The sequence below is a fragment of the Staphylococcus sp. GDY8P72P genome, assembly GCF_016890655.1.
GTDB classification, from domain to species: Bacteria; Bacillota; Bacilli; order Staphylococcales; family Staphylococcaceae; genus Staphylococcus; species Staphylococcus arlettae.
The window spans coordinates 51,123-75,460 of the sequence record NZ_JAFEQJ010000006.1 but is presented as its reverse complement, the minus strand read 5'-3'; the positions used below and the strand labels follow the sequence as shown (position 1 = coordinate 75,460).

General features: G+C 32.5%; 26 protein-coding genes. 1 reads left to right on the top strand and 25 read right to left on the bottom strand.

The annotated features are described in order from the left end of the window. Nucleotides 1-18: 18 nt before the first annotated feature. From dnaK to lepA, 5 genes are all read right to left on the bottom strand, one after another. A complete protein-coding gene (gene dnaK, locus JVU85_RS01535) occupies nucleotides 19-1,851 on the bottom strand; it encodes a molecular chaperone DnaK (RefSeq protein ID WP_002510498.1) in 1,833 nt (610 codons plus the stop codon). Nucleotides 1,852-1,907: 56 nt separating this feature from the next. Continuing rightward, the gene (gene grpE / locus JVU85_RS01530) at nucleotides 1,908-2,537 is read right to left on the bottom strand and encodes a nucleotide exchange factor GrpE (RefSeq protein ID WP_021459918.1); all 630 of its coding nucleotides are present in this window, start codon (nucleotides 2,535-2,537) and stop codon (nucleotides 1,908-1,910) included. Nucleotides 2,538-2,560: 23 nt separating this feature from the next. Further along, entirely contained in the window at nucleotides 2,561-3,541 is a 981-nt protein-coding gene (gene hrcA / locus JVU85_RS01525; RefSeq protein WP_002510496.1) for a heat-inducible transcriptional repressor HrcA, read from the bottom strand. Nucleotides 3,542-3,641: 100 nt separating this feature from the next. Beyond that, the gene (hemW, locus tag JVU85_RS01520) at nucleotides 3,642-4,766 is read right to left on the bottom strand and encodes a radical SAM family heme chaperone HemW (RefSeq protein ID WP_021459917.1); all 1,125 of its coding nucleotides are present in this window, start codon (nucleotides 4,764-4,766) and stop codon (nucleotides 3,642-3,644) included. A gap of 81 nt (nucleotides 4,767-4,847) precedes the next feature. Further along, nucleotides 4,848-6,671, bottom strand: a complete 1,824-nt coding sequence (gene lepA, locus JVU85_RS01515; protein WP_021459916.1) for a translation elongation factor 4 — start codon at nucleotides 6,669-6,671, stop codon at nucleotides 4,848-4,850. Between the two features lie 301 nt (nucleotides 6,672-6,972). On the opposite strand from lepA, the gene rpsT reads away from it, so the two are divergent. Then, nucleotides 6,973-7,224, top strand: coding sequence for a 30S ribosomal protein S20 (rpsT, locus tag JVU85_RS01510; RefSeq protein WP_002510493.1), 252 nt, complete (start codon nucleotides 6,973-6,975; stop codon nucleotides 7,222-7,224). 37 nt (nucleotides 7,225-7,261) lie between these two features. On the opposite strand, the gene holA is transcribed toward rpsT, so the two are convergent. From holA to greA, 20 genes are all read right to left on the bottom strand, one after another. Continuing rightward, the gene (holA, locus tag JVU85_RS01505; protein WP_002510492.1) at nucleotides 7,262-8,236 is read right to left on the bottom strand and encodes a DNA polymerase III subunit delta; all 975 of its coding nucleotides are present in this window, start codon (nucleotides 8,234-8,236) and stop codon (nucleotides 7,262-7,264) included. 70 nt (nucleotides 8,237-8,306) lie between these two features. Continuing rightward, nucleotides 8,307-10,364 carry a DNA internalization-related competence protein ComEC/Rec2 gene (locus JVU85_RS01500; protein ID WP_002510491.1) on the bottom strand — a complete coding sequence of 686 codons (2,058 nt, stop codon included), beginning with the start codon at nucleotides 10,362-10,364 and terminating at the stop codon, nucleotides 8,307-8,309. Nucleotides 10,365-10,509: 145 nt separating this feature from the next. Beyond that, the gene (locus JVU85_RS01495; RefSeq protein ID WP_002510490.1) at nucleotides 10,510-10,971 is read right to left on the bottom strand and encodes a ComE operon protein 2; all 462 of its coding nucleotides are present in this window, start codon (nucleotides 10,969-10,971) and stop codon (nucleotides 10,510-10,512) included. Between the two features lie 79 nt (nucleotides 10,972-11,050). Beyond that, entirely contained in the window at nucleotides 11,051-11,689 is a 639-nt protein-coding gene (locus JVU85_RS01490; RefSeq protein WP_021459915.1) for a helix-hairpin-helix domain-containing protein, read from the bottom strand. Between the two features lie 48 nt (nucleotides 11,690-11,737). Continuing rightward, nucleotides 11,738-12,454: a class I SAM-dependent DNA methyltransferase gene (locus JVU85_RS01485; RefSeq protein WP_002510488.1), complete on the bottom strand. Its 717-nt coding sequence runs from the start codon at nucleotides 12,452-12,454 to the stop codon at nucleotides 11,738-11,740. 2 nt (nucleotides 12,455-12,456) lie between these two features. Continuing rightward, nucleotides 12,457-12,810: a ribosome silencing factor gene (gene rsfS, locus JVU85_RS01480; protein ID WP_204172052.1), complete on the bottom strand. Its 354-nt coding sequence runs from the start codon at nucleotides 12,808-12,810 to the stop codon at nucleotides 12,457-12,459. Then, nucleotides 12,811-13,395, bottom strand: coding sequence for a bis(5'-nucleosyl)-tetraphosphatase (symmetrical) YqeK (yqeK, locus tag JVU85_RS01475; protein WP_002510486.1), 585 nt, complete (start codon nucleotides 13,393-13,395; stop codon nucleotides 12,811-12,813). It lies immediately after the preceding gene. Then, nucleotides 13,385-13,957 carry a nicotinate (nicotinamide) nucleotide adenylyltransferase gene (gene nadD, locus JVU85_RS01470; RefSeq protein WP_002510485.1) on the bottom strand — a complete coding sequence of 191 codons (573 nt, stop codon included), beginning with the start codon at nucleotides 13,955-13,957 and terminating at the stop codon, nucleotides 13,385-13,387. The genes yqeK and nadD overlap by 11 nt, the downstream gene beginning before the upstream one ends. Further along, complete coding sequence (gene yhbY / locus JVU85_RS01465; protein WP_002510484.1) at nucleotides 13,957-14,247, bottom strand: ribosome assembly RNA-binding protein YhbY; 291 nt, start codon at nucleotides 14,245-14,247, stop codon at nucleotides 13,957-13,959. The genes nadD and yhbY overlap by 1 nt, the downstream gene beginning before the upstream one ends. Before the next feature lie 12 nt (nucleotides 14,248-14,259). Next, complete coding sequence (gene aroE, locus JVU85_RS01460; protein WP_002510483.1) at nucleotides 14,260-15,057, bottom strand: shikimate dehydrogenase; 798 nt, start codon at nucleotides 15,055-15,057, stop codon at nucleotides 14,260-14,262. A 13-nt stretch (nucleotides 15,058-15,070) separates the two neighbouring features. Beyond that, nucleotides 15,071-16,177, bottom strand: a complete 1,107-nt coding sequence (yqeH, locus tag JVU85_RS01455; RefSeq protein ID WP_204172051.1) for a ribosome biogenesis GTPase YqeH — start codon at nucleotides 16,175-16,177, stop codon at nucleotides 15,071-15,073. Next, the gene (locus JVU85_RS01450) at nucleotides 16,178-16,705 is read right to left on the bottom strand and encodes a YqeG family HAD IIIA-type phosphatase (protein WP_002510481.1); all 528 of its coding nucleotides are present in this window, start codon (nucleotides 16,703-16,705) and stop codon (nucleotides 16,178-16,180) included. A 20-nt stretch (nucleotides 16,706-16,725) separates the two neighbouring features. Continuing rightward, a complete protein-coding gene (gene mtnN, locus JVU85_RS01445) occupies nucleotides 16,726-17,412 on the bottom strand; it encodes a 5'-methylthioadenosine/S-adenosylhomocysteine nucleosidase (RefSeq protein WP_002510480.1) in 687 nt (228 codons plus the stop codon). Between the two features lie 568 nt (nucleotides 17,413-17,980). Continuing rightward, on the bottom strand, nucleotides 17,981-19,213 hold the full coding sequence (locus JVU85_RS01440) for an NRAMP family divalent metal transporter (protein WP_002510479.1): 1,233 nt from the start codon (nucleotides 19,211-19,213) through the stop codon (nucleotides 17,981-17,983). A 3-nt stretch (nucleotides 19,214-19,216) separates the two neighbouring features. Further along, the gene (gene pxpA, locus JVU85_RS01435; protein ID WP_107377122.1) at nucleotides 19,217-19,975 is read right to left on the bottom strand and encodes a 5-oxoprolinase subunit PxpA; all 759 of its coding nucleotides are present in this window, start codon (nucleotides 19,973-19,975) and stop codon (nucleotides 19,217-19,219) included. Further along, nucleotides 19,972-21,333 (bottom strand): acetyl-CoA carboxylase biotin carboxylase subunit, encoded by a 1,362-nt coding sequence (locus JVU85_RS01430; protein ID WP_021459908.1) that lies wholly within the window; start codon nucleotides 21,331-21,333, stop codon nucleotides 19,972-19,974. The genes pxpA and JVU85_RS01430 overlap by 4 nt, the downstream gene beginning before the upstream one ends. 27 nt (nucleotides 21,334-21,360) lie before the next feature. After that, nucleotides 21,361-21,795: an acetyl-CoA carboxylase biotin carboxyl carrier protein gene (locus JVU85_RS01425; protein WP_021459907.1), complete on the bottom strand. Its 435-nt coding sequence runs from the start codon at nucleotides 21,793-21,795 to the stop codon at nucleotides 21,361-21,363. 2 nt (nucleotides 21,796-21,797) lie between these two features. Then, nucleotides 21,798-22,802, bottom strand: coding sequence for a 5-oxoprolinase subunit C family protein (locus JVU85_RS01420; RefSeq protein WP_204172050.1), 1,005 nt, complete (start codon nucleotides 22,800-22,802; stop codon nucleotides 21,798-21,800). After that, entirely contained in the window at nucleotides 22,792-23,523 is a 732-nt protein-coding gene (gene pxpB, locus JVU85_RS01415) for a 5-oxoprolinase subunit PxpB (RefSeq protein WP_204172049.1), read from the bottom strand. The genes JVU85_RS01420 and pxpB overlap by 11 nt, the downstream gene beginning before the upstream one ends. A 314-nt stretch (nucleotides 23,524-23,837) precedes the next feature. Beyond that, nucleotides 23,838-24,314 carry a transcription elongation factor GreA gene (gene greA, locus JVU85_RS01410; RefSeq protein WP_002510473.1) on the bottom strand — a complete coding sequence of 159 codons (477 nt, stop codon included), beginning with the start codon at nucleotides 24,312-24,314 and terminating at the stop codon, nucleotides 23,838-23,840. Nucleotides 24,315-24,338: the final 24 nt, after the last annotated feature.

Genomic DNA, 24,338 nt, shown 5'->3' with positions numbered 1-24,338 from the left:
TAGTTAGAAGTAAAGTGATTATTTTTGTTTATCGTCGTCATTAACTTCTGTAAAATCAGCATCTTCTACATTGTCATCTTGCGCTTGACCTTGCTCACCTTGAGCTTGTTGCGCTTGTTCTTGTGCTTGTTGATATACTTTTGCTGATAAATCTTGAACTACTTTTTCTAGCTCTTCTTTTTTCGCTTTAATATCATCTAAATCTGAACCTTCAAGTGCTGATTTTAATGCTTCTTTTTTCTCTTCAGCATTTGATTTATCTTCTTCGCTCACATTTTCGCCTAAATCAGTGATTGTTTTTTCAACTTGGAAAACTAAGCTGTCAGCTTCGTTACGTAAATCACTTTCTTCACGACGTTTTTCGTCTGCTTCAGCATTTTCTTCAGCATCTTTAACCATGCGATCGATTTCGTCATCAGATAAAGTGTTGCTTGATTGAATAGTAATGTTTTGCTCTTTATTAGTACCTAAATCTTTTGCAGTTACATTAACGATACCATTTTTATCGATATCAAATGTTACTTCGATTTGAGGTACTCCACGAGGAGCTGGTGGAATATCTGTTAATTGGAATCTGCCAAGTGTTTTGTTATCAGATGCCATTGGACGTTCACCTTGTAATACATGAATATCTACTGCTGGTTGGTTATCAGCTGCTGTAGAATAAACTTGTGATTTAGATGTTGGAATTGTAGTATTACGTTCAATTAACGTATTCATACGTCCACCCATAATTTCGATACCTAATGATAATGGTGTAACATCAAGTAATACTACGTCTTTAACATCACCAGTGATAACGCCACCTTGAATTGAAGCACCCATAGCTACAACTTCATCAGGGTTAACACCTTTATGAGGGTCTTTGCTAATTTCTTTTTTAATAGCTTCTTGAACAGCTGGGATTCTAGTACTACCACCAACTAAAATAACTTCATCAATATCTGAGCTAGATAAACCAGCATCTTTCATAGCTTGACGAGTTGGTACCATTGTACGTTTAATTAAGTCATCAGCTAGTTCTTCAAATTTTGAACGTGATAGGCTGATTTCTAAGTGTAAAGGACCGCTTTCTCCTGCAGAGATAAATGGTAATGAAATTTGAGTTTGAGATACACCAGATAAATCTTTTTTCGCTTTTTCAGCTGCATCTTTTAGACGTTGTAACGCCATTTTATCTTGGCTTAAGTCAACACCATTTTCTTTTTTGAATTCACTAACTAAATAATCAATGATAACTTGGTCAAAGTCATCGCCACCAAGTTTATTATCACCAGATGTTGATAGTACTTCAAATACGCCGTCACCTAATTCAAGAATTGACACGTCGAAAGTACCGCCACCTAAGTCAAAGACTAATACTTTTTGGTCTTCTTCAGTTTTATCTAAACCGTAAGCTAGAGCTGCTGCAGTTGGTTCGTTAATAATACGTTCAACTTCTAAGCCAGCAATTTTACCAGCATCTTTTGTAGCTTGACGTTCAGCATCATTGAAATATGCTGGAACAGTTACAACTGCTTTATCTACTGATTCACCTAAATAGTCTTCAGCTGTTTTTTTAAGGTTTTGTAGTACCATAGCTGAAATTTCTTGTGGAGTATAATTTTTACCTTCTATATCCACTTTATAATCTGTACCCATATGACGTTTGATTGATTGAATAGTGTTAGGGTTAGTGATTGCTTGACGTTTAGCAACTTCACCTACTTGAGTTTCACCATTTTTAAATGCAACAACTGATGGTGTTGTTCTAGCACCTTCTGGGTTTTGAATTACTTTAGGCTCATCACCTTCTAAAATAGCAACACATGAATTTGTTGTACCTAAGTCAATACCAATTACTTTACTCATATCAAAATTCCTCCTGTTTGTTAATTAAAATTGGGTATTTTCATCAAAAAATAAATTTATTGATTTACTTTAACCATTGAAGGTCTCAAAACACGATCCTTCAATTTGTATCCTGCCTGTAGTTCTTGGGTGATTTGGCCAGATTCAAACTCACTATTTTCATCTTGCATTACTGCTTGATGGAAATTTGGATCAAATTGTTGGCCTTCTGTTTCAATTCTTTCTAAACCATTATCATTAAGTGCTTTCAACAAGCTATCATAAACCATTTGTACACCCTTTTTAAGTGAAACAAATTGCTCGTCTTCTCCTTCGATTTGTAAAGCACGCTCAATATTATCAATGGTTGGTAGAATATCATTTAATACTCCTTGAGCTTGATATTCTTTCATTGTTTGATTTTCTTTTTGTATACGACGTTTGTAATTTTCGAACTCTGCATACAAACGTAGATACTTATCTTCGTTTTCTTTTACATCTTTTTTTAAGTTTTCAATTTCAACATCTTTAGGATCAACTTCTTCACTTACGTCCTCTTCTGTTGCAACATCTTCTTGAGATGTTGTGTTTGTTTCGTTGTTTACTTCTTCAGCAGAATCAACAGATGTTTGTGTTGTGTCAGTAGTTTCTGACGAAATGTCTTGTGCATCTGTTTCTTTGCTTACTGATTCATTTTGTTCTGTCATTTCCTGCCCTCCAATACTTTAAATTACCAAATACGATTTAGTAATTGTATCACATTTTGATAATTCATCGCAGTAGGTCCAATTACTGCTATTCGACCTTTCAACCTATCATCTATATGGTATTCACTAGATACGATAGATATATCACTTAAACTTGTATCAATTTCATGCCCAATCATTACATTTATAGATGAATTAGACATGTCATCGAGCAATTCAGTGATTTTATTTGATTCAATATATTGTAATATTGGTTGAATTGATGAGACATTTGATTCATTCAATGCATCAATCAGTTTAACCTTTCCACCCATAAAAATGCCATTACTTTGATTATCGAAATGTAATTGTAGCGTCTCAAACATCGTTTTAATAAAGTCTTGCTCACTGACAGACTGTGTAAACGAATTAAGTTCTTGCTCAAATTGTAAAGATGACCACGCATTATATTTGTCAGTAACAAAATTAGAAATTTTGTTTAATTCATCATTACTAATACGTTTAGCTGATGTTAAATGCAAATGTTCAACATGACCTGACGCAAACACTACAACCATTATAATTAAATAATCATTTGCTTGAATAAGGTGAATATTACTAATAATATCTTGCTTATGATTTGGACGCATTACCAACGTTGTATATTGAGAAGCCATCGACAGTTCATTAGCAAAAGCATGTAAAGCTGACGAAATATCATATTGATGGTCAATAAGTAGTCCTCTCAACCGTTGGACTTTTTTGTGTTGTTGATGAGATGTTTGTTCTAATAATTGATTCACATAATATCTAAACCCTAATTCTGACGGTGATCTACCTGATGATGTATGAGTCTTCTCTATTAGGTTTAGAGATTCTAATTGTTTCATCTCATTTCTAATAGTAGCTGGGCTTACATTCAAATTATGTCGCTCTATTAAAGCTTTAGAGCCAATAGGTTGATCTAAATCGACATAATCTTCAACAATGGCATTTAATATGCTCAATTGTCTATGAGTTATCATGTTTTCACCTCATTAGCACTCATTTGTTTCAAGTGCTAATTATAATTTATCAAATTGGTCAAAGTAAGTCAATGTTAAAGCCTTGAAAATTTTTATAATTTTACACGTTCAATAAAAAGGCTTCAAAAACCTCATTGCCAATCACTTTGCCCCGCTCTGTCAGTGCATAGTTACCGTCATAATATGATAAAAGTTGTTGGTCAACCAATGAAGTTAACGTTTGACCAAAAATTTCATCTATTTCAACGTCAAATTTATGTTTAAAATGAAATTTATTAACGCCTTTGTTCATCCTTAAACCAAGAAACATTTCTTCTTCCATTTGTTCTGTTTTAGTTGGCCACGAAGAATGTAATAAAGGGCGTTCATTATTTTCTATTTTTTTAATATAGTGATTAACTGGATTCACATTAGTATAACGTTCTCCATCTACGTACCCACTGGCACCTGCACCGAATCCATAATAGCCTTCATTTTTCCAATATACTTTATTATGTTCAGATTCATGTCCTTGTTTTCCGAAATTAGAAAGTTCATACTGCTGTAAATCAGAATGTTTCATGCGTTGAATTAAGTGCGTATACATTTCTTCACCTATATCTTCATTCGGTAACTTTAGTTTGCCTTTACGATACATGTTATAAAACTGTGTTTTGGGTTCTAATATTAGTCCATAACTTGAGATATGATCTATATCCAAATTAAGTGCTAAATCTAAACTTTCTTGGAAGTCAGCCAATGTTTGTTGAGGTAAATGATACATTAAATCCAAGCTTATAGATTCAATACCAATTTCTCGTGCATTACGTACTGCTTGATATATGTCTTCTGTACCATGTGTTCGTCCTAATATTGCTAATAAATCAGGGTTGAAAGTTTGTACACCCATCGACAGTCGGTTCACACCATATTTTTTTAATAACTGCAGTTTTTCCATTGTCAATTCATCTGGATTTGCTTCGAAACTATATTCTGTTTCAATATCAAATGTTTCGTTGATAGCAATTAGTAATCTCTCTAATTGTTTTACATTTAATGCTGTTGGTGTACCGCCACCTACAAACATCGTTTTCAATTGTCGTTGTTTGCTCGTAGACATCTCTTTAATTAAGCAATCCAAATACTGGTCCACTGGTTGGTTTTGTATAAAGTATTTATTAAAGTCACAATAAGTACAAATCTTTACACAAAAAGGTATATGGATATATGCACTCTTTACTTCCATATTTATTACCTCACTTTCTCTTTCAAGGCACAATAAAATTTGGGGCATAAATCAATTGATTTAAACCCCAAATAATTATTGTTAATCTTCATCCATTTTCAACACTGCTAAGAACGCGTCTTGAGGTATTTCAACATTACCAACAGCTTTCATTTTAGCTTTACCGGCTTTTTGTTTTTCTAACAATTTACGTTTACGACTGATATCTCCACCGTAACATTTAGATAAAACATTTTTACCCATAGATTTAATATTAGTTCTGGCAACAATTTTTTGACCTATTGCAGCTTGTACTGGAACTTCGAATTGTTGACGTGGGATTAAAGTTTTTAGTTTTTCAACTAATGCCTTACCACGTTCATAGGCGAAATCTTTATGCACAATAAAGCTTAAAGCATCAACTTTTTCTCCATTAAGCAAGATATCCATTTTCACTAGGTCACTCTCTTTATTGTCTATAAACTCATAGTCAAAAGAAGCATAACCTTTTGTATTTGATTTAAGTTGATCAAAGAAATCAAACACTACTTCTGCTAATGGAATTTCGTATACTATATTCACACGAATATCATCTAAATAATCCATATTAACGAATTGGCCACGTTTACGTTGACATAATTCCATTACTGAACCTACATAGTCATTCGGCACCATCATTGTCGCTTTAACAAAAGGTTCATAGACTGTATCAATTTGATCTCTTTCAGGCATTTGCGCTGGATTATCTACTGTCACTTCTTCTCCGTTTTTCAAAATACATTGATATATAACAGAAGGTGCAGTAGCAATTAATTCAATACCGAATTCACGTTCAATTCGTTCTTGAATAATTTCCATATGTAACATCCCTAAAAATCCTGTACGATAGCCAAAGCCTAATGCTTGTGATGATTCCGGCTCAAATTCAAGTGATGCATCATTCAGTTGTAGTTTTTCTAATGCTTCTCTTAAATCATTGTAGTTTTTATTATCAATCGGGAATAAACCACAATAGACCATCGGGTTCATCTTTTTATAACCTTGTAAAGGATTATCGGCTGGACGTTCTGCATGCGTTATCGTATCACCTACACGAGAATCGTCGACATTTTTAATACTCGCAATAATATAACCAACATCACCTACTGTTAACTCGTCTATAGGTAGTTGTTTAGGAGTATTGATACCTACTTCAGACACTTCAAATGTTTTTCCTGTAGCCATCATTTTAATACGGTCACCAGGCTTAACTACGCCTTCTACTATACGTATAGAAGAAACAACACCTCTATAAGGATCGTATTCAGAATCAAATATCAAAGCCTTCAACGGTGCTTCTGGATCACCTTCTGGCGGCGGCACTGTTTCGACAATTTGTTCCAAAATTTCTTCGATACCAATATTTGATTTGGCACTTGCTAAGACTACATCTGATTGATCTATACCAATAACGTCTTCTAATTCTTGTTTTACACGTTCTGGTTCAGCTGCAGGTAAATCAATTTTATTAACTACAGGTAATAATTCCAAATCATTATCGAGTGCTAAGTAAACATTAGCTAATGTTTGTGCTTCGATACCTTGTGCTGAATCTACGACAAGAATAGCACCTTCACATGCCGCTAGAGATCTAGACACTTCATAAGTAAAGTCGACATGCCCCGGTGTATCTATTAAATGAAATGTATATACTTCACCGTCTTTAGCCTCATATTTTAGGCGTACAGCATTTAATTTAATTGTTATTCCACGTTCTCGTTCTAAATCCATAGAATCTAATAACTGATGTTGCATATCACGTGTTTCCACGGATTTAGTGTTTTCAAGTATTCTGTCAGCTAATGTAGATTTCCCATGGTCTATATGTGCAATAATTGAAAAGTTTCGTATATATTGTCGTCTATTCAATCGTTCTTGTTTATCCATGTTTTATCAGTCTCACTTTCATAATTCTAGCCCGTAAATATGTAACATATCTTTGATATAATAACGTTTTTAATCTATTATTGCAAACTTATCAAAAGCTATATACTTTTTTCGACTTTATCTGTAACATATTCATTATAAAGATATTCGGACAACATGCCAAATATTATTTTCAAATTAAGTAATCATGCAATCTAGCTTAAATAAATGATTGCAGAAAGCGCATTGATTTGATAAAATATCTTTTGTTGTAATCAAAATTAATTTTGATAGCGAAGATCACTTTTAGGAGGTGACACACATGGCAAACATCAAATCTGCAATCAAACGTGTTAATACTACACAAGTTGCTGAAGATCGTAATAATTCACAAAAAACTGAAATGCGTTCAGCTGTAAAAAAAGCTAAATCAGCAATCAACAATAATGCTGATAACAAAGCTGAATTAGTAAGTTTAGCTGTAAAAAAAGTAGATAAAGCTGCACAACGCAACTTAATCCACTCAAACAAAGCTGACCGTATTAAATCATCATTAATGACAGCTGCTAAATAATAAAAAAGTTCAAGCCTTTGCTTGAACTTTTTTTTATTTATAATGACAAAATAAACAATTCTAGAATTAACTGCTTATCCATATATGATGATTTCAATTTATAATCTGTTTCTGCACAACTATCTACAATATTTAATAATTGATCGATACTGTACTGACGCGCATGATTCAATGCCAGTTTTACTCGGTATGGATGTACATTTATTGTTTTAGCAATTTGTTGTCCACTATAACCTTTTTGACTTAATATTTTACTTTGATAATATAAGCGATAATTACTTGTAATTAAGGCTAATAGTTTAATAGGTTCTTCTTTCATTACAATTAGATCTTTTACTAACTGAACAGCTTTAGTCTTCTTGTTTTGTTGGATATATTCTGTTAACAAAAACACATTTTGTTCTAAGCTTCTATTTACAATTTGTAATACATCCTGTTTATTAATTGTAGGCCTATCTCCTAAAAACAATTCTAATTTACCTAATTCTTGTTTTACTATATTAAAATTCACACCAGTAAGCTCAATAAATAAGTTTAATGCATCTTGTTTAATATCTTTGTAATTTTGATTAAGCGTTTGTTTAATCCATTGTTTTATTTCTTCTTCAGACATTTGTTCTATTTTTTTCAATTGAGTCTGCTCTTTTAATTTTTTCACTAATTTTTTTCGCTCATCCAATTTCGAATGATAAACCTCAAAAATAATAAGCGTCTCACCGTCATATTTTTCAATAAATTCAAGTAGTTGTGTTGTATTATGATTAACATCTTTAGGTGCTTTTTCTCCAGTAAAAACATACGCGTTTTGTACTAACACTACCTTTTTATCCGAAAGAAACGGTAAAGTTAATGATTCCTCAATTATTGTCGACAAATCCGTTTCATATAAATTAAATTTCACGAAATTGAATTCATCTTTCGGCATTTCTAAATAATCAGCTACAATTTCATTCGTTTTTTTCTCTATCAATTCAGGTACTTCGCCATAAATTGTAATAATATTTTCGCTCATTCTTAGCATCCTTTCAAAACGACAAACAATATTTATTATAGCATTTGTATATCCGACTCTCTATATATCACTATGATTTTTCCACAGAAGTTTTCATTTGTGCGTCAAACACAATAGTAATTGCACCGTGTTGCGCGGTATTATAAATCTTGTCAGATGACTTGGCAAGCCTTGATACTACTTGTGATGCTGGAAATTGGTATCTATTATTCTTACTTGCCGATATAACGCTAATTTTAGGTTTTATGGACGCTATAAATTCACCACTACTACTAGTTATACTACCATGGTGACCAACTTTTAATACATCGATATTTTTTAAGTTATAACGTTGTAATAATAATTGTTCATTGCGAATTGTAGCATCTGCCATTAAGAGCAATTGATACTGTTTATAGTTTATCAACGTAATAATAGAATGTTCATTTTTATCATCCGAAGTTATAATAGCTGCATCTAATAATTGTATGCTACATTCATCCAAATCTATATGTGTAATTGTCGTGCTATCTATAATTGAAATATTATGAAGTTTAGCGATTGTAAATATATTGCTATATTGTACTGACTGATATGAAGAAGGATTGATAATAAGTGATTTTATTTTTACCATAGAGGCTAAATATTTAAATTCACCCATATGATCTAAATGAGGATGCGTAATAATTAAATAGTCTAACTGATGAATATTTCTTTGTTTTAAAGCCGGTAATATTTTATATTTAGTTATACTGCCACGATAATCTTTATTTGATGGCATCAACTTTCCACCGGTATCAATCATTACAGTACGATGCTGTGGTGTTTCAAAAAGCATGGCATCTCCATTACCAACATCAAATAATGTAAACCTAGCTAGATGGTCAAATGGGAGTAGCGCTATAATTAATGTCAAACTCAAACAGACAATAGCACATTTGAGATACCATTTCATTACATAAAACATAAAAATTGTTAAGACACTAATAAACACAAATACTAATTCAATATGAGTTAATTTCGGAATATACCATTGCCAATGACTTAATGGCAACAATAAATTTACTAGTAAATCATGTAACCAAAAGAACAATTGCATAATATGTTTAATTAAATATAATGCATGCGTAATATGACTTAATAAAAAACATACTATTGCTAATGGAAATAATAGAAATGTATAAAATGGAATAAAAAATAAGTTGGCAATTAACCCCACCCATTGAATTTCATTAAAATGCACAGCACTAATGATAAAAGCTCCTAAAAACGTAATAATATTAAGATGCCAAAATGTACGTAATGGATAATCTTTAGCTATTAGTGGCTTACCAAGTAATATAAATAATGTAATTAAAAATGAGAATTGAAATCCTATATCGTAAATATATGCGGGAAATAATAATAAAACAATTAAAAAGGTAGTTGCTAAAATATCAATAGGATGTTGTAGTATTTTTCGAGGCAGCAGTATAATTAATAAAGCTGATATAATTGCACGTAATGCGCTTGGTACGAAATCAACATAAAAGGCATAGCACGGTAATGCAATACATAATAAACACTTTATAACAGGTATAGGTATGCGCAACGCTGTACATGTCATTTGAATGATAATTATAATGCTAACAATATGAGAACCACTGACTGCTAGCAAATGGTAAATTCCTATTCTTTTAACATCTTCAAGTTGGTCTACTGATAATAAATGTACATCTCCAAAAAGTAGTGCTAAAACACGACCATACTCTTTTCCACCATACTTTTCCATTTGATTATAAATAAAGTTTTTATGCGTGTTAAAAATGTTAGGCAGTTTGGTAGTATCTTTATGGCATGATTTAACGTCAATTTGTTTGACTATAACAACTACATCGTTAGCTTTGCTAGTATGAAAATATCCTTTAATATGGCAGTTGAAGTGCGTTAAATCTATTTTCTGCTGCTTTTGTTGACCGTAATTGTAATGATGAAATGAAAAATGTTGATTATTAAGTTGTATTGTTCCAACTACTTTATGATTATGATGTGATTTAAAGGAAATGAAAGTTCCATGTTGTTTGATTTCTGGGTGTGCTAAAAGTGTTTGTGTTTCGAGGTTATTATTATGGAGATAAGAAGTATAATAAGTTGCACTAATAATGGGCATTATTAGTACAACAATATATACAAAAAGATGTTGCTTTTTTCGATAGAGTATAAATAGAGACAATAGAAAAAGAAATATCGCTAAGCTTTTAATATGTAGCCACATTATACCTATTAAAAAACTAACGGCAACATAAAGCATAAAATTAGTTATTCAATAAGTATTGAGCCACATGTTGTTGATTAAATGGTATTTTTTTATACTCAATACCCTCTTGTTCAAGAAGTTGTATAGCGTAATGATGATTATGATAATCTTCAGCATAATAAATTGTTGTGATGCCAGCTTGAATAATTGATTTTGTACAATTGAGACAAGGAAAATGTGTGACATAAATAGTTGCTCCTGCTGACGACACACCTTGTTTGGCACATTGCAACAAAGCATTCATTTCAGCATGAATTGTTCTAATACAATGACCATCTTCTATTAAGCATCCTTCATCAATGCAATGTACTTCCCCTGCCACAGAACCATTATAGCCACCTGCAATAATTCTATTATCTTTAACAATTGTTGCACCTACCGATAATCTTTCGCACGTAGAACGTAATGCTAATAATTGACTTTGTGCCATGAAATACTCTTCCCATTTGATTCGTTCCATTATTTGAGCGCCTCCAATTTATATGTATAATTTATCATTAATTATAGATTAATTTGTATACCTTAATTATGCAACATTATTAAACGGTAAATTCGCTTTGTAATCTTTCGAATGTTTTGTCACCAATGCCTCTGATTTCTTTTAATTGTTCAACACTCTCAAAAGGACCATTATTAGTTCGATATTCAATAATAGCTTGTGCTTTAGCCGGTCCAATACCATTGACATTTTTCAATTCTTCTTCGGTTGCAGTATTGAGATTTACTTGTTGTTGATTGCTTTTATCTGTCTTAAACTGTGTAGCTATATTTGTTGTTATTTCCCCTTTTCGAGGAATAATGATTAATTTTTGATCTATTAATTTTTCGGCAAGGTTAATTTGATTCAAATCAGCATCCGTTGTCGGCACTGCTTTTTCTAATAACTGCTTTACTCTATCAGAAGATCTCATTTTATAGACATTAGGCTTTTCAACGGATCCTTTTATATCAACATAAATAAACTCATTTCCTTTTGAATTAGAGACAGCAGAATTTGACTTAACTTCTTTAGCCTTATCATTAATATGCGAAGGATGAACAACTTCTTTTGATTGCGATGGTGTGGAATATACTTTAACTAACAACACACCAATAAAAAAACATAATAAAAATGCACCTACGACATAAATTATTCTATCGATAATCCACAACTTCAGTTGTTCAAATCGTTTTAACATATAAAATCACTCCTTTATACAATACACGTACAAAGGAGTGATTTTACTTTATTTACGAACAATGAAAAATAGTCTGTAGCCTTCTTCACTGTGATTCGTTGTATCAAAATCTACGAATGTCGATATATTTGTGAAGCCTGCAGCTTGTAATAAATGTCGATATTCAGCTTCTTCAAAAGAACGTTGATAATGTGATTCATCAAACCTCTTATAAACGCCATTTGCTTGGCTCACAAAAAACGTCATATCATGCCATACACTGTAAGGTTCTTCTCCTACTACTGCGTCCCATCCTAAAAACACATCTGCTGTTTCATTAATATAACTTTGGTTATTGAAAAGCGTTTGCATTTTATAAATGGTATGAACGTCAAACATAAACACACCATCAGGTGATAAATGTTGATAAACGTGTTCAAAAGTAGATTGGACTTCTGCCTTACTAGTTAAATAATTTAATGAGTCACAAAATATTGAAATGACGCTGAATGACTGATTTAAATTAAAATCGGTCATATCACCTTCTATCCAATTTACACTTTGTGATTTTGATGAGGCTAAACTTAACATATCGATACTCAAATCCATACCAGTGACTTGATCAAATTCAGTTAATAAGCTTGTTAAACTACCCGTTCCACAACCAATATCTAGAATTGATTGCTTATCATTAGAAAATTGATTGACTATTGCTAGCCAAGACTCATAGGGTTGATCAAATGTTAATTGATCATAAAATAAACTCAATTCCTCGTATTGGACCATAATTAATAAACAGCCTGTCTGTACGTTTCGATAGGAGCATCTCGATACAATTTCTCAACATTATAATAATCACGCTCATCTTTATGGAAAATATGAACAACAACATCTGCTAAATCGATAAGGACCCATCTTACTTCGTTATAGCCCTCCATGCGTTTCACTTCAATTTCAGCTTCTTGTGCGCTATCTTTAACGGCTTTAGCTATTGATTGCACTTGTCTTTCATTATTTCCGTGGCAGACTACGAAATAATCAGTCATATCACTAATTTCTTTCATGTTAATTGAAATAATATCTTCTGCTTTTTTGTTTTCTGTTGCTTCGACAGCAATGTTTAATAATTGATCTGAATTCATTTAATCATCCTTTACTCTTTCGTCACTATAATTGTAATAATTCAAGCATGCAATGGTAGCGTCATAAACATTAATATCTTTACTGATTAAATATAACACTGTACGCTTAGAAATTTCATAAATGGTTTTATCTAAGCTACCTTGATTGTATGCTAATTCTCTAATTTCTTCAACGCCTGGGGTCTGTCTACCTGGTTCGATATAATCAGCAATAAATACTAATTTTTCTGTTTTAGTCATCTGAGCTCTGCCAGTTGTGTGATTTTTAATAGCTAGTAGCACTTCTTCGTCGTCTATACCAAATGTTTCTTGCATGATTAAAGCTGCTACAGGGCCATGTAAAATTTCAACACCATAGCTTAATAAATTACTATCTAAACCACGTGATGTGACAATTTGATACATTGTACCTAAATCATCATACTTACAATAATCATGTAATACTCCGGCAAGCTCAGCTTTTTGGGCATCGCCATCATAAATTTCAGCTAATTTTACAGCTGTCTCAGCAACATTGAGTGAATGAGTCACTCGTTTTTCTGGTAATTTGTCTTTAATTAATGCAACTGCTTGTTCAATTTTCATATAATCCTTCCCCTCTGATAAAACGCTCAACACTATTAGATACTAGCATTTTAATTGACTGGTTATCTTTGACGCGGTTTCTAATCATGGTTGAACTAATATCTACACGTGGGATATTTAGTGCAACCATGTCAGACGCGACTTCTTGTGTTGATGTATCTCTATTTACAATAATAAAGGTTATATATAATTTTAATTCATCTATTTTATACCATTTATTTAGTTGTTCGTATTGATCTGTGCCAATTACTACATAAAGTTTACTTAACGGATGGTTCTTTTTAATTTCCATAATAGTATCGTAAGTATAACTTTGACCTTGACGTTCTATTTCATCATAACAAATTTCACCAAAACCTAAGTCTTCGATGGCAAGTTTAATCATTTTTGTTCGCAATGATGCATCTAAATAGTCATTATGGCTTTTTAATGGAGACATAAAACTAGGAATAAAATAAAATTTAGCAGGTTTAATATGTGCATACACTTCGCTAGCAACTATCATATGACCAAGATGAATTGGGTTAAATTGTCCACCATAAATCACAATTGATTGTGTCATTATGGTAGATTGATTTGCTTGTTTTCTTCAGATTCTTTATAAAGAACAATCATAGACCCAATGACTTGGACAATTTGGCTACCTGTAGCATCACTAAGCTCTTGTGCTAAATCATTTTTATCTTCAAAGTTATTTTGTAAAATATGAACTTTTATTAATTCACGTTTTTCTAACAGTTCAGCAATTTGTGCGACCATATTGTCGTTAACACCTGCTTTACCAATTTGAAACGTTGGATCAATATTATGTGCTTTACTTCTTAAAAATCTTTTTTGTTTTCCAGTTAGCATAGATATGCTCCTTTATAAATAATTTAGTACTGTACTTCTCATAACATCATAATTTGGTTGTTGTTGTGTCCATATTTTGTAGCTTTCTGCTCCTTGATACACAAACATATCTAAACCATTATGAATTGGGTTTCCTTTTTGTTCGGCAGCAGCTAGAATAGGCGTTTTAAACGGCACATAAACAATATCACTCACAAGTGTTTGTGGTGATAAATAATCTAAATGAATAGGTAATTCTAAATTATCATCCATACCTGCAGGTGTTGTATTGATAATTATATCAAACTCTGACAACACTGGTTCAACATCTACTAATGAGGCAGTATTGACATCTAAATTCCAATGATCAAAGCGGGATAATGTTCTATTAGCAACTGTAATTTTAGGATTGACGTATTTTATTAATTCATTTGTAATGCCTTTACTTGCGCCACCTGCCCCTAAAATTAAAATATATGCATTTTCTAAATCGGGATAAACCTCTTTTAAAGATTTTACATAACCGATACCATCTGTATTATAGCCAATCCATTTATCGTCTTGGATTAACACGGTATTAACTGCACCCACCGTTTCGGCTTGTTCATCAATTTCATCTAAATAAGGAAGAATACTTTCTTTATGCGGAATTGTAACATTAAAGCCATCTAAACCCTGTTCCTTAATTATTTCTTTGATTGAATGAAAGTGCTGAGGATCAATGCGTAATGCATCGTAAGTGTGTTGATCACCAACCGCCTTAAAATTGGCATTATGCATTACAGGTGATAATGAGTGTTCGATAGGACTTCCAATTACTGCAAACTTCAATGTTAATCACACCTTACATTATTGAATTTCTTAATATCACATCTACATTTTTAGGTACTCTCACAATAACTTTAGCACCAGCATCTATAGTAATAAAACCTAGACCAGCAATCATTACATCACGTTTTTCTTTACCAGTTTCTAATCTAACGGCTTTAACATTATCCAAATCAAATTGTGTCGGATCACTTGGTGGTGTTAGTACTGAACCTAGTTGATTTCTCCATAAGTCGTTCGCCTTTTCTGTTTTAGTTCTATGGATTTTTAAATTATTGGAAAAATAACAAATTAATGGTCGTTTACCACCAACAACATAGTCAATACGTGCCAACCCACCAAAAAATAGTGTTTGTCCTTCATTTAATTGATAAACACGTTGTTTTACTTCATTTTTAGGCATTATTGTTTTTAATTCTTTATCACTAACAAAATGTGTCATTTGATGTTCTTGTATAATACCTGGCGTATCAAACATAAATGAAGTTTCATCCAGTGGTATATCAATCATATCAAGCGTTGTACCTGGGAAACGAGATGTTGTTACTGTATCCTTTTCACCGACACTTTGTTCAATTAATTTATTTATCAATGTAGATTTACCTACATTTGTAGTGCCCACGATATAAACATCTTGTTGATTACGATGTGACTCAATAGCCTGCATTAAATCGTCAATACCCCAGCCTTTCTCAGCCGATATTAGAACAACTTTTTCCGCTTCAAGTCCATATTTTCGTGCTGTTTTCTTTAACCATTCTGTCACTCGACGCTTATTAATTTGTTTAGGTAATAAATCTAATTTGTTTGCTACTAGTATAACTTTTTTATTACCAACAATGCGTTTTAGCGCATTGATAAATGAACCTTCAAAATCAAAAACATCGACAACATTAACAATAATGCCTTTTTTATCTGCTAAGCCATTTAATAAGTTTAGGAAATCATCACTATTCATACCGACATCTTGCACTTCGTTATAATTTTTCAATCGGAAACAACGTTTACAAATAACATCTTCTCGAAATAAATTATGTTCTGGGACATAGCCTGCCGCTTCTGGATTGTCAGATTGCAATGGTGCGCCACAACCTATACATTTAAGTTCGTCTAATTCACTCAATCAATTTTCCTCCCATGTAATGTATCCTTTTTTTCTGAAATGTTGTAATAATCTACGTTCAATAATGCGGTTAAATTTAGTTACAAATCCATCTGTTTGTTTAACAGGTACTACCATTATTGTAAATAAGCCACGTCGTTTGCCTCCGAATACATCAGTCAACATTTGATCACCAATCACTACAACTTCATCTGGTTGTAATGCCATTTGTTTAGTAGCACGATTAAATGCTTTACCTCTTGGTTTACGAGCTTTAAAAATACAGTCTACTTCTAATGGTTTGGCAAATTCAGCTACACGACGTTCATTATTGTTAGATACGATTGTTACCGTGATACCATGCTTTTTTGCTTTTTGAAACCATGCCTTTACCTCTTCAGTTGGTTCTTCAACATCCCAACCTACTAGTGTATTATCTAAGTCAGTTATAATACCTTTTACGCCACTTTCAGCTAATTTTGCAATATCAATTTGAAAAATTGATTTTACATATTCGTTTGGCATAAAATACTTTTTAAATATCCCCATAATTAAATTCACCTTTATTATTAAATTGATTTAATCAAACATTCTACCATATTACTTGACGATACAGCAGCAGTTTTTAAAAATTCATCAAATGAAATACCTGCATCACCATTTGCTAAATCTGATATAGCACGTGTAATAATGAAAGGTACGTTAAATTGATAACAAGTTTGAGCAATTGCTGTGGCTTCCATTTCTACAGCCAACGCTTCTGGAAATTGTTGTTTTATTTTTTGTTTTTGTGTAGTAGAACCAATAAAACTATCACCACTAACTATTAATCCGGTCTTAGCAGTATGTTGAATAGCGTTAATAGCATTCTCTGCAAGTGTCAACAGCCTGTCATCAGCAGTAAACGTTAATGGCATTTGTGGAATTTGTCCAAACTCGTAACCAAAAGCAGTTGCATCTGCATCATGATATGCAACATCACTACTAACTACAACATCACCTACTGATAAATGTTCATCTAATGCTCCAGCTGAACCAGTATTGATAATCATGTCCGGATGAAACTTTTCAATCAATAAAGTAGTAGAAATTGCAACGTTCACTTTACCTATACCACTTTGAGACAAAACTACTTCCTTATTGTTTAATAAACCTTTATAAAATTTCACGTGACCTACAGTTATCTCACTTAAGTTCACTAAGTTATTTTTTAATATCGCAACTTCTTCTTCCATTGCGCCAATTATACCTATCATTATAAGTCACCTCATTGTAAATTCATAGCCTTTGCTATTTTATCACATTTCATTTGAATGCTCGATACAAAGATTTGAAATACATAATCTCCAAGTAATACACTGCAAATATATACGTATATCCTAATATTTTATTGCAATTTAATAATAGCAAATAAAAACGCCATTCTGTATTTTGAATGACGTTCGCACAAAATGAAAGTATAAAATTATTGTCTACTAGTTAATACCCATCAACTAATAAGCTAAACATCTTTTATTTTGTCAGTTGATTTATTTAATATGATAAACACCGCCTTTGTTTAATTTATATATTATAATTTTTCAGTTTAACATTAGCAGTGAATTGAAGCGACTCCTACGGGAAGACCACTAGCAAAAACTACAGGCTAAGTCAGTGGCTGCGGAAAGTGTACACAAAAAACTGCCAACAAGTTATTTTCATTTAATCGGCTATAGATAATATTTATGTACTATTATCATTTTAGTAATGGTGTAAATAAGAAAAGCGTAAATTCAACAAATAGTCGGTGTTGAATTTACGCTTATACATATATTGATCCTAACTTTACATTTCAAACAGCGTGCTTAAACTTTGTAATGAGTAAATACCTGTTACCACCGTTACAATAACTGCGATAATACCGAAAACAAGCATCCACGTAGGGTGTTTATAATCACCAACAATTGATTTACGCTTACTCGCAATTAAAATTGTACCGAGTGTAATTGGTAAAATTAAACCATTTAACGCGCCTGCAACAATTAATAATGTTACTGGCTTACCTAAGAATAGGAAAATAATAGTTGATACAACAATAAATAGAATAACCATTAAATTACTCTTTGTATATAATGATTTGTGTAAAGTTTTTAAAAATGTTGAACTCGTATACGCTGAACCAATAACTGATGACATGGCTGCAGCAAACAATACTACACCAAAAATATTTTTCCCTATTGGCCCTAGCACGTGTTCAAAAACTGAAGCGGGCGGATTTTCTGAACTAAGCGTTACACCAGTAACAACCACACCTAATACACCTAAAAATAGAAGTGTTCTTAGTACTCCAGTAGTTAAGATACCGGCCACTGCAGCTTTGTTCACAAACGGTAAAAAGGCTTTTCCTTTAATACCAGAATCTAATATTCTATGTGCTCCAGCGAAAGTAATGTAACCACCTACAGTACCTCCTACCAGTGTAATAATCGGTAACACTAATGCCATTGGATTTTCAGGTACAACCATATGCGTTAATGCATCTCCATAAGGTGGATTGGCTTTAACCATTACGATTGCCACTACAATTATCATAAGCACACCTAAAAACATCGTGACTACATCCATAATTTTTTGGCCACTACGACTTAGGAAAATAGTAATAGATAATATTGCAGTAATTGCAGCTCCAACCTTAACATCTAAGCCAAAAATGGCGTTTAGTCCTAAACCAGCACCAGCAATATTACCTATATTAAATGCTAACCCACCTATGGCAATTAAAATGGATATAAATGTGCCTAGTCCACTGAATATATCATTAGCTACCTCTTGACCCCTTTTTCCAGTTACTATAAGTACTCGCCAAATGTTAATTTGTGCTCCGATATCAATTAATATCGACAATAAAATGGCAAAAGCAAAACTAGCAGCAAATTGTGCAGTAAATACTGCAGTTTGTGTTAGAAAGGCTGGTCCAATAGCTGATGTCGCCATTAAAAAGACTGAACCTAATAACAGTCTTTTATGATTTTTTGTAAATTGACCATCAGTTTCACCATTTTTTAATTTTTCTCCCATAAATTATCCCCCTAATTTAGTTATCAAAATACCTTCATTTGATAACTTTTCTCGGATTTGCGTAACAAAATCTAAAGCATTCTGACCATCACCATGTACACAAATGGTATCTGCTTGGATATCTATTTCCTTACCAGTTTTAGCAATTACCTTTTGATTTTTCACCATATTTAATACTTGTTCAATTGCTTCATTTGTATCTGTTATGAGTGCATCACTTTCTTTTCGACTTACAAGTTGACCACTTTCCTCATAACGGCGATCAGCAAAGACTTCAGAAGCAGTTTGTAAACCAATTTTTTGAGCTTCTGAAATTAATAATGTATTTGATAACCCAACAAAGATTAACGTATTATCTACATCATATACAGCTTGTGCAATGGCTTGCGCAATTTCACTATCTCTTGCCCCCATTTGGTACAACGCACCATGAGGTTTAACATGGTTCAATTTAACATTCTGCGTTTGGCAAAATGCAGATAAAGCACCTAATTGATAAACTACTAAATTATAGATTTCTGAAGGTGATAAATCCATATTACGTCTACCAAATCCTTGTAAATCTGGTAAACCCGGATGCGCTCCTATACCTATATTATTTTCTTTTGCTAGTTTAATCGTTTGATACATAACATTTTCATCACCTGCATGAAAACCACAAGCAATATTAGCTGAAGTAATAACTGGTATAATATTATTGTCATTACCTATTGTATAATTACCAAATGATTCCCCTAAATCACAATTTAAATCTACTTTCATGAATTTCTACCTCCTATAATTTGGTGTCTATCTAAAAACTTAATATCAACGTCTTCAGCATTTCCATTCGCATATGTAGGATAAGATAAAACTGCATATAAAAAATCTGCTGTTGTAGTAAAACCATCTATTACCATTTCATCTAATGTAACTTTAAGTTTAGATATCGCCAATGATCTGTTATCGGCTTTTATAATAACTTTGGCTACTAAAGAATCATAATGCGGTGATACAGTATAACCTTGATAAAGTAAAGAATCTACACGCACATTAAAGCCTTGAGGTAAATGTAATGCTTGTACTGTCCCTGGTGAAGGTTGAAATCCTTGTTCAGGATTTTCGGCATTAATACGTGCCTCTATTACATGACCACTAAATCGAATATCTTCTTGAGTGAACGGCAATTTATTATATTGCATTAAATATAGTTGTGTTTGTAACAAATCAGTGTCGGTACGCATTTCAGTAACTGTATGTTCAACCTGAATTCTGGCATTCATTTCAATGAAATAATAATCATCTGCTGTTACCAAGAATTCTATTGTACCAGCACTTCGATAATTAGCTGCTCGCGCCACAGCTACTGCATCATTACATATTTGTTGGCGTCGTTTATCACTTAATGCTGCACATGGTGATTCTTCAATTAATTTTTGATTTTTTCTTTGTACAGAACAATCACGTTCGCCTAAATGTACATAATTTTGCTCCCCATCTCCCACAATTTGTACTTCTACATGCTTTGCAACAGGAATAAATGCTTCTACATAAATACGATCGTCATCAAAATACTTTTTACCTTCACTTTTAGCTTCTTTAAAAGACTTTTCTAACATATCTCTAGATTTAACAATCCTAATCCCTTTACCGCCACCACCACTTGCGGCTTTTAACACGAGTGGGTAACCAATATCTGAGGCAATCGTTTCAACTTCTGAAAGTGATTCTACAGCGCCTTTAGATCCTGGTATAATTGGGACTTTAGCTGCGTCAACAGTTTGTCTTGCTGTAATTTTATCCCCCATCAACTCCATTGTTTCTTTAGTTGGTCCTATAAAATATAAGCCATTTTGTTCTACTTTATCCGCAAATGAAGGACTTTCAGATAAGAAACCATAGCCTGGATGAATTGCAGTCGACTCAGTAATTTGTGCTGCACTAATAATTCTATCTTGATTCAAATAACTATCTAAAGCGTTTGCTTCTCCAATACATACTGCTTGATCAGCGAGACTAACATGTAAACTTTGCTCATCTCCTACAGCATAAACTGCCACTGTTTCTATACCTAATTCTCGACATGCACGAATAATGCGTACTGCAATTTCGCCTCTATTTGCGACTAAACATCGATGCATCACAAATGCCCCTTTTCTAGAAGTTAATTAATCCACTTTGATAATAACTTGATTGTATTCTACATTATCACCATGTTCGACAGTGATTTCTGAAATTTTACCTTCTACCTCACTTGTTACTTCATTCAAAACTTTCATAGCTTCTATATAACCTACGACATCACCTTTTTTAACTTCGTCACCAACTTGTATTAAAGGATTAGTAAGTTCTTTTTCATCTTGTAAGAAAAATGTTCCAACCATAGGTGCTGTAATTGTTTGACTTGCAGTTGAATTATTTTGAGTAGCTGCTTGAGTGTTGTCATTCGCCTCATTAGCAATCGTTGCATACTGCGTCCCTGTTGTTTGTTGTGGTGACGTAAAGTCGATTTCCACTTCACTGGAATGGTCTTTATATTTGAAGTTCTTAACGTCATTTTCTTTTACAAGTTTAATTAATTGTTCTATTTGATCTAATTTCATTATTATTCCCCTTTTAATAATGTATTGATTTTAGTAGCAGTTTTGCGCATTTGAGTTAAATCAAATTGTGGTTGCTCATCAATAGATGTTAGTATTTCTGCAAATTTTTGTTTTTGTTCAATCAATTTGTCAGTAGCCTCTTTAATAGAAATCCATTGAAAATTTAATTTATCACCAGGTTTTTTGTGCGCTAATATTGATAAATCACTTTGACACACATTAGCTATTTTGGTATAACCGCCTACAGTTTGTTTATCATTTAATAAAATAATTGGATTACCATCATTTGGAACTTGAATACTACCCAAGGCTACTGGTTCAGAAATAATGTCCGCTGATTGTTGCGGTTGAATGGTTGTACCATTTAAACGATAACCCATACGATCTGCATTTTCAGAAATAGTAAATTCAGTACTTACTAAATCTGTAATCGCAGTTGATGAAAATGCTTCGAATTGTGGTCCTTCTACAATATGTATTGTCGTCGCATCATAATTTACGATTTCATCCGCATAGCAGTAACCTATACGTTCTTGATAGCGGTTACATTGTTTTGTGTTAATGACATCATTATTTTTCAATTTACGCCCTTTATAACCACCAATATTACTTCTAGTATGCGTTGAATAGCTTCCAGCTATTTGTGATATTGCTAAAGGTCGACCGAATAGAATATACCCTCTAGCACCTCGTAATACTTGATTGCAAGAAAGCACGTCACCTTTTTTTACTGCAACAACAGTCTGATGTGCAATTTTCACATCATTTAATTTAGCATCAAAACAACCCCCTGTTATTACAATAGTATTATCACTCATAAATTCGATCGTTGGTCCAATTAATGTACATTCAATAGCAGGTCCTTCATTTCCAATTAACTTTTGACCTAAAGTGAACGCATATTCATCCATTGCACCAGCTATAGAAAATCCTTGATCCTGAAATCCAAACCTACCTAAATCTTGTATCGTTGAAAAGAGTCCAGACTTTAATATTTTAATACTCATCAGTTATTGTCACCAACCCTTCGTAGTTATAATTACCTGCGCTTTGTTGTTCGACAATGTGCTGAAACTCTTCAGTAGTTATACTATAAAAATGAATATAATTACCTGGCTGATACAAGCACATGGGTTGTCGTTCGATATTAAAAACTTCAATTGGTGTTTGTCCTATGATTTGCCATCCTCCGGGTGAAGATTTAGGATACAACCCTGTTTGATTATTAGCTATCCCTACAGAACCTGCTGGAATTTGTGTACGCGGTTCTGATCTTCTTGGTGTATGCAATTGAGAACTTAAACCACCTAAAAATGGAAAGCCTGGCATAAAGCCAAGTAAGTATATCAAATAGTCTTCTTTAGTATGTAAATCAATCACTTGTGTTGTAGATAGGTTATGTACGGCAGCCACTTCTTCCAAATCAGGACCATAATCCCCTCCATAACACACTGGAATATTAATAATTCTTTTTGGCTGATTAACTTCAGTATTATTTAGATTTAACGTATCGAGTTGCAACTGATTGATAATGTTTTGTGGTTTATCCTTCGTTATATCAATTGTAAGCATGATAGCACGATATGAAGGAATAACTTCTAAAATTGCTGGAATATCTTGTTGCTTAATATACTCTGTCGCTACTTGTACATGTTGAAAAATTTCTGGATTTATTTCATTTTGAAAATAATAAATAATAGTTTGTTCATTTAGAATTTTCGTTTCCAATAATAAACCCTCCCCTTGAGTTATTATAATTATCAGATAATTACAGTCATACCTTTGTATTATATCATTTACTTTCTATTTTGTTTACTATTTAATTGATATATCAATTAAAAAGCAAAAACCATTTAATAGTTTAATATTCTTAGGTTTAATAATTACAGTGTCGCACAATAATCTAATTCTTTTTAAATTATTATCTAAACCAATTTAACAAATCACAACAATTCCGTACATATATAATTTTACATTTTTTGCACAAAAATACCCTAAAAACAGTGAAGTTTTCAGGGTATTATTATAATTTTACATTATTTTTACTTAATATTTACAATTTTAACATTAATTTCGCCACCATTAGGTAATGCCACACGAACTTCATCATCTAATTTTTTACCAATTAAACTTTTAGCCATTGGTGATTCATTAGAGATTTTACCGTTAAATGCATCTGCTTCTGCTGAACCTACAATTTGGTAACTTTCTTCTTCATCACCAGGTAATTCTACAAATGTAACTGTTTTACCAATTTGAACTTGATTGTTATCACCTGTATCTTCAATGATCAAAGCATTACGTAACATATTTTCAATACGTAAAATATCTTGTTCAATGAAACCTTGTTCATCTTTAGCTGCATCGTACTCTGAGTTCTCAGATAAGTCCCCAAAAGAACGTGCAACTTTAATTTTTTCTACTACTTCTGGTCTTTTAACTGTCTTTAATGTTTCTAATTCATTTTCTAATTTGTCATAACCTTCTTGGGTCATTGGATATTGCTTTTGATTTTCCATAATGTCATCTTCCTTTACCTTTAT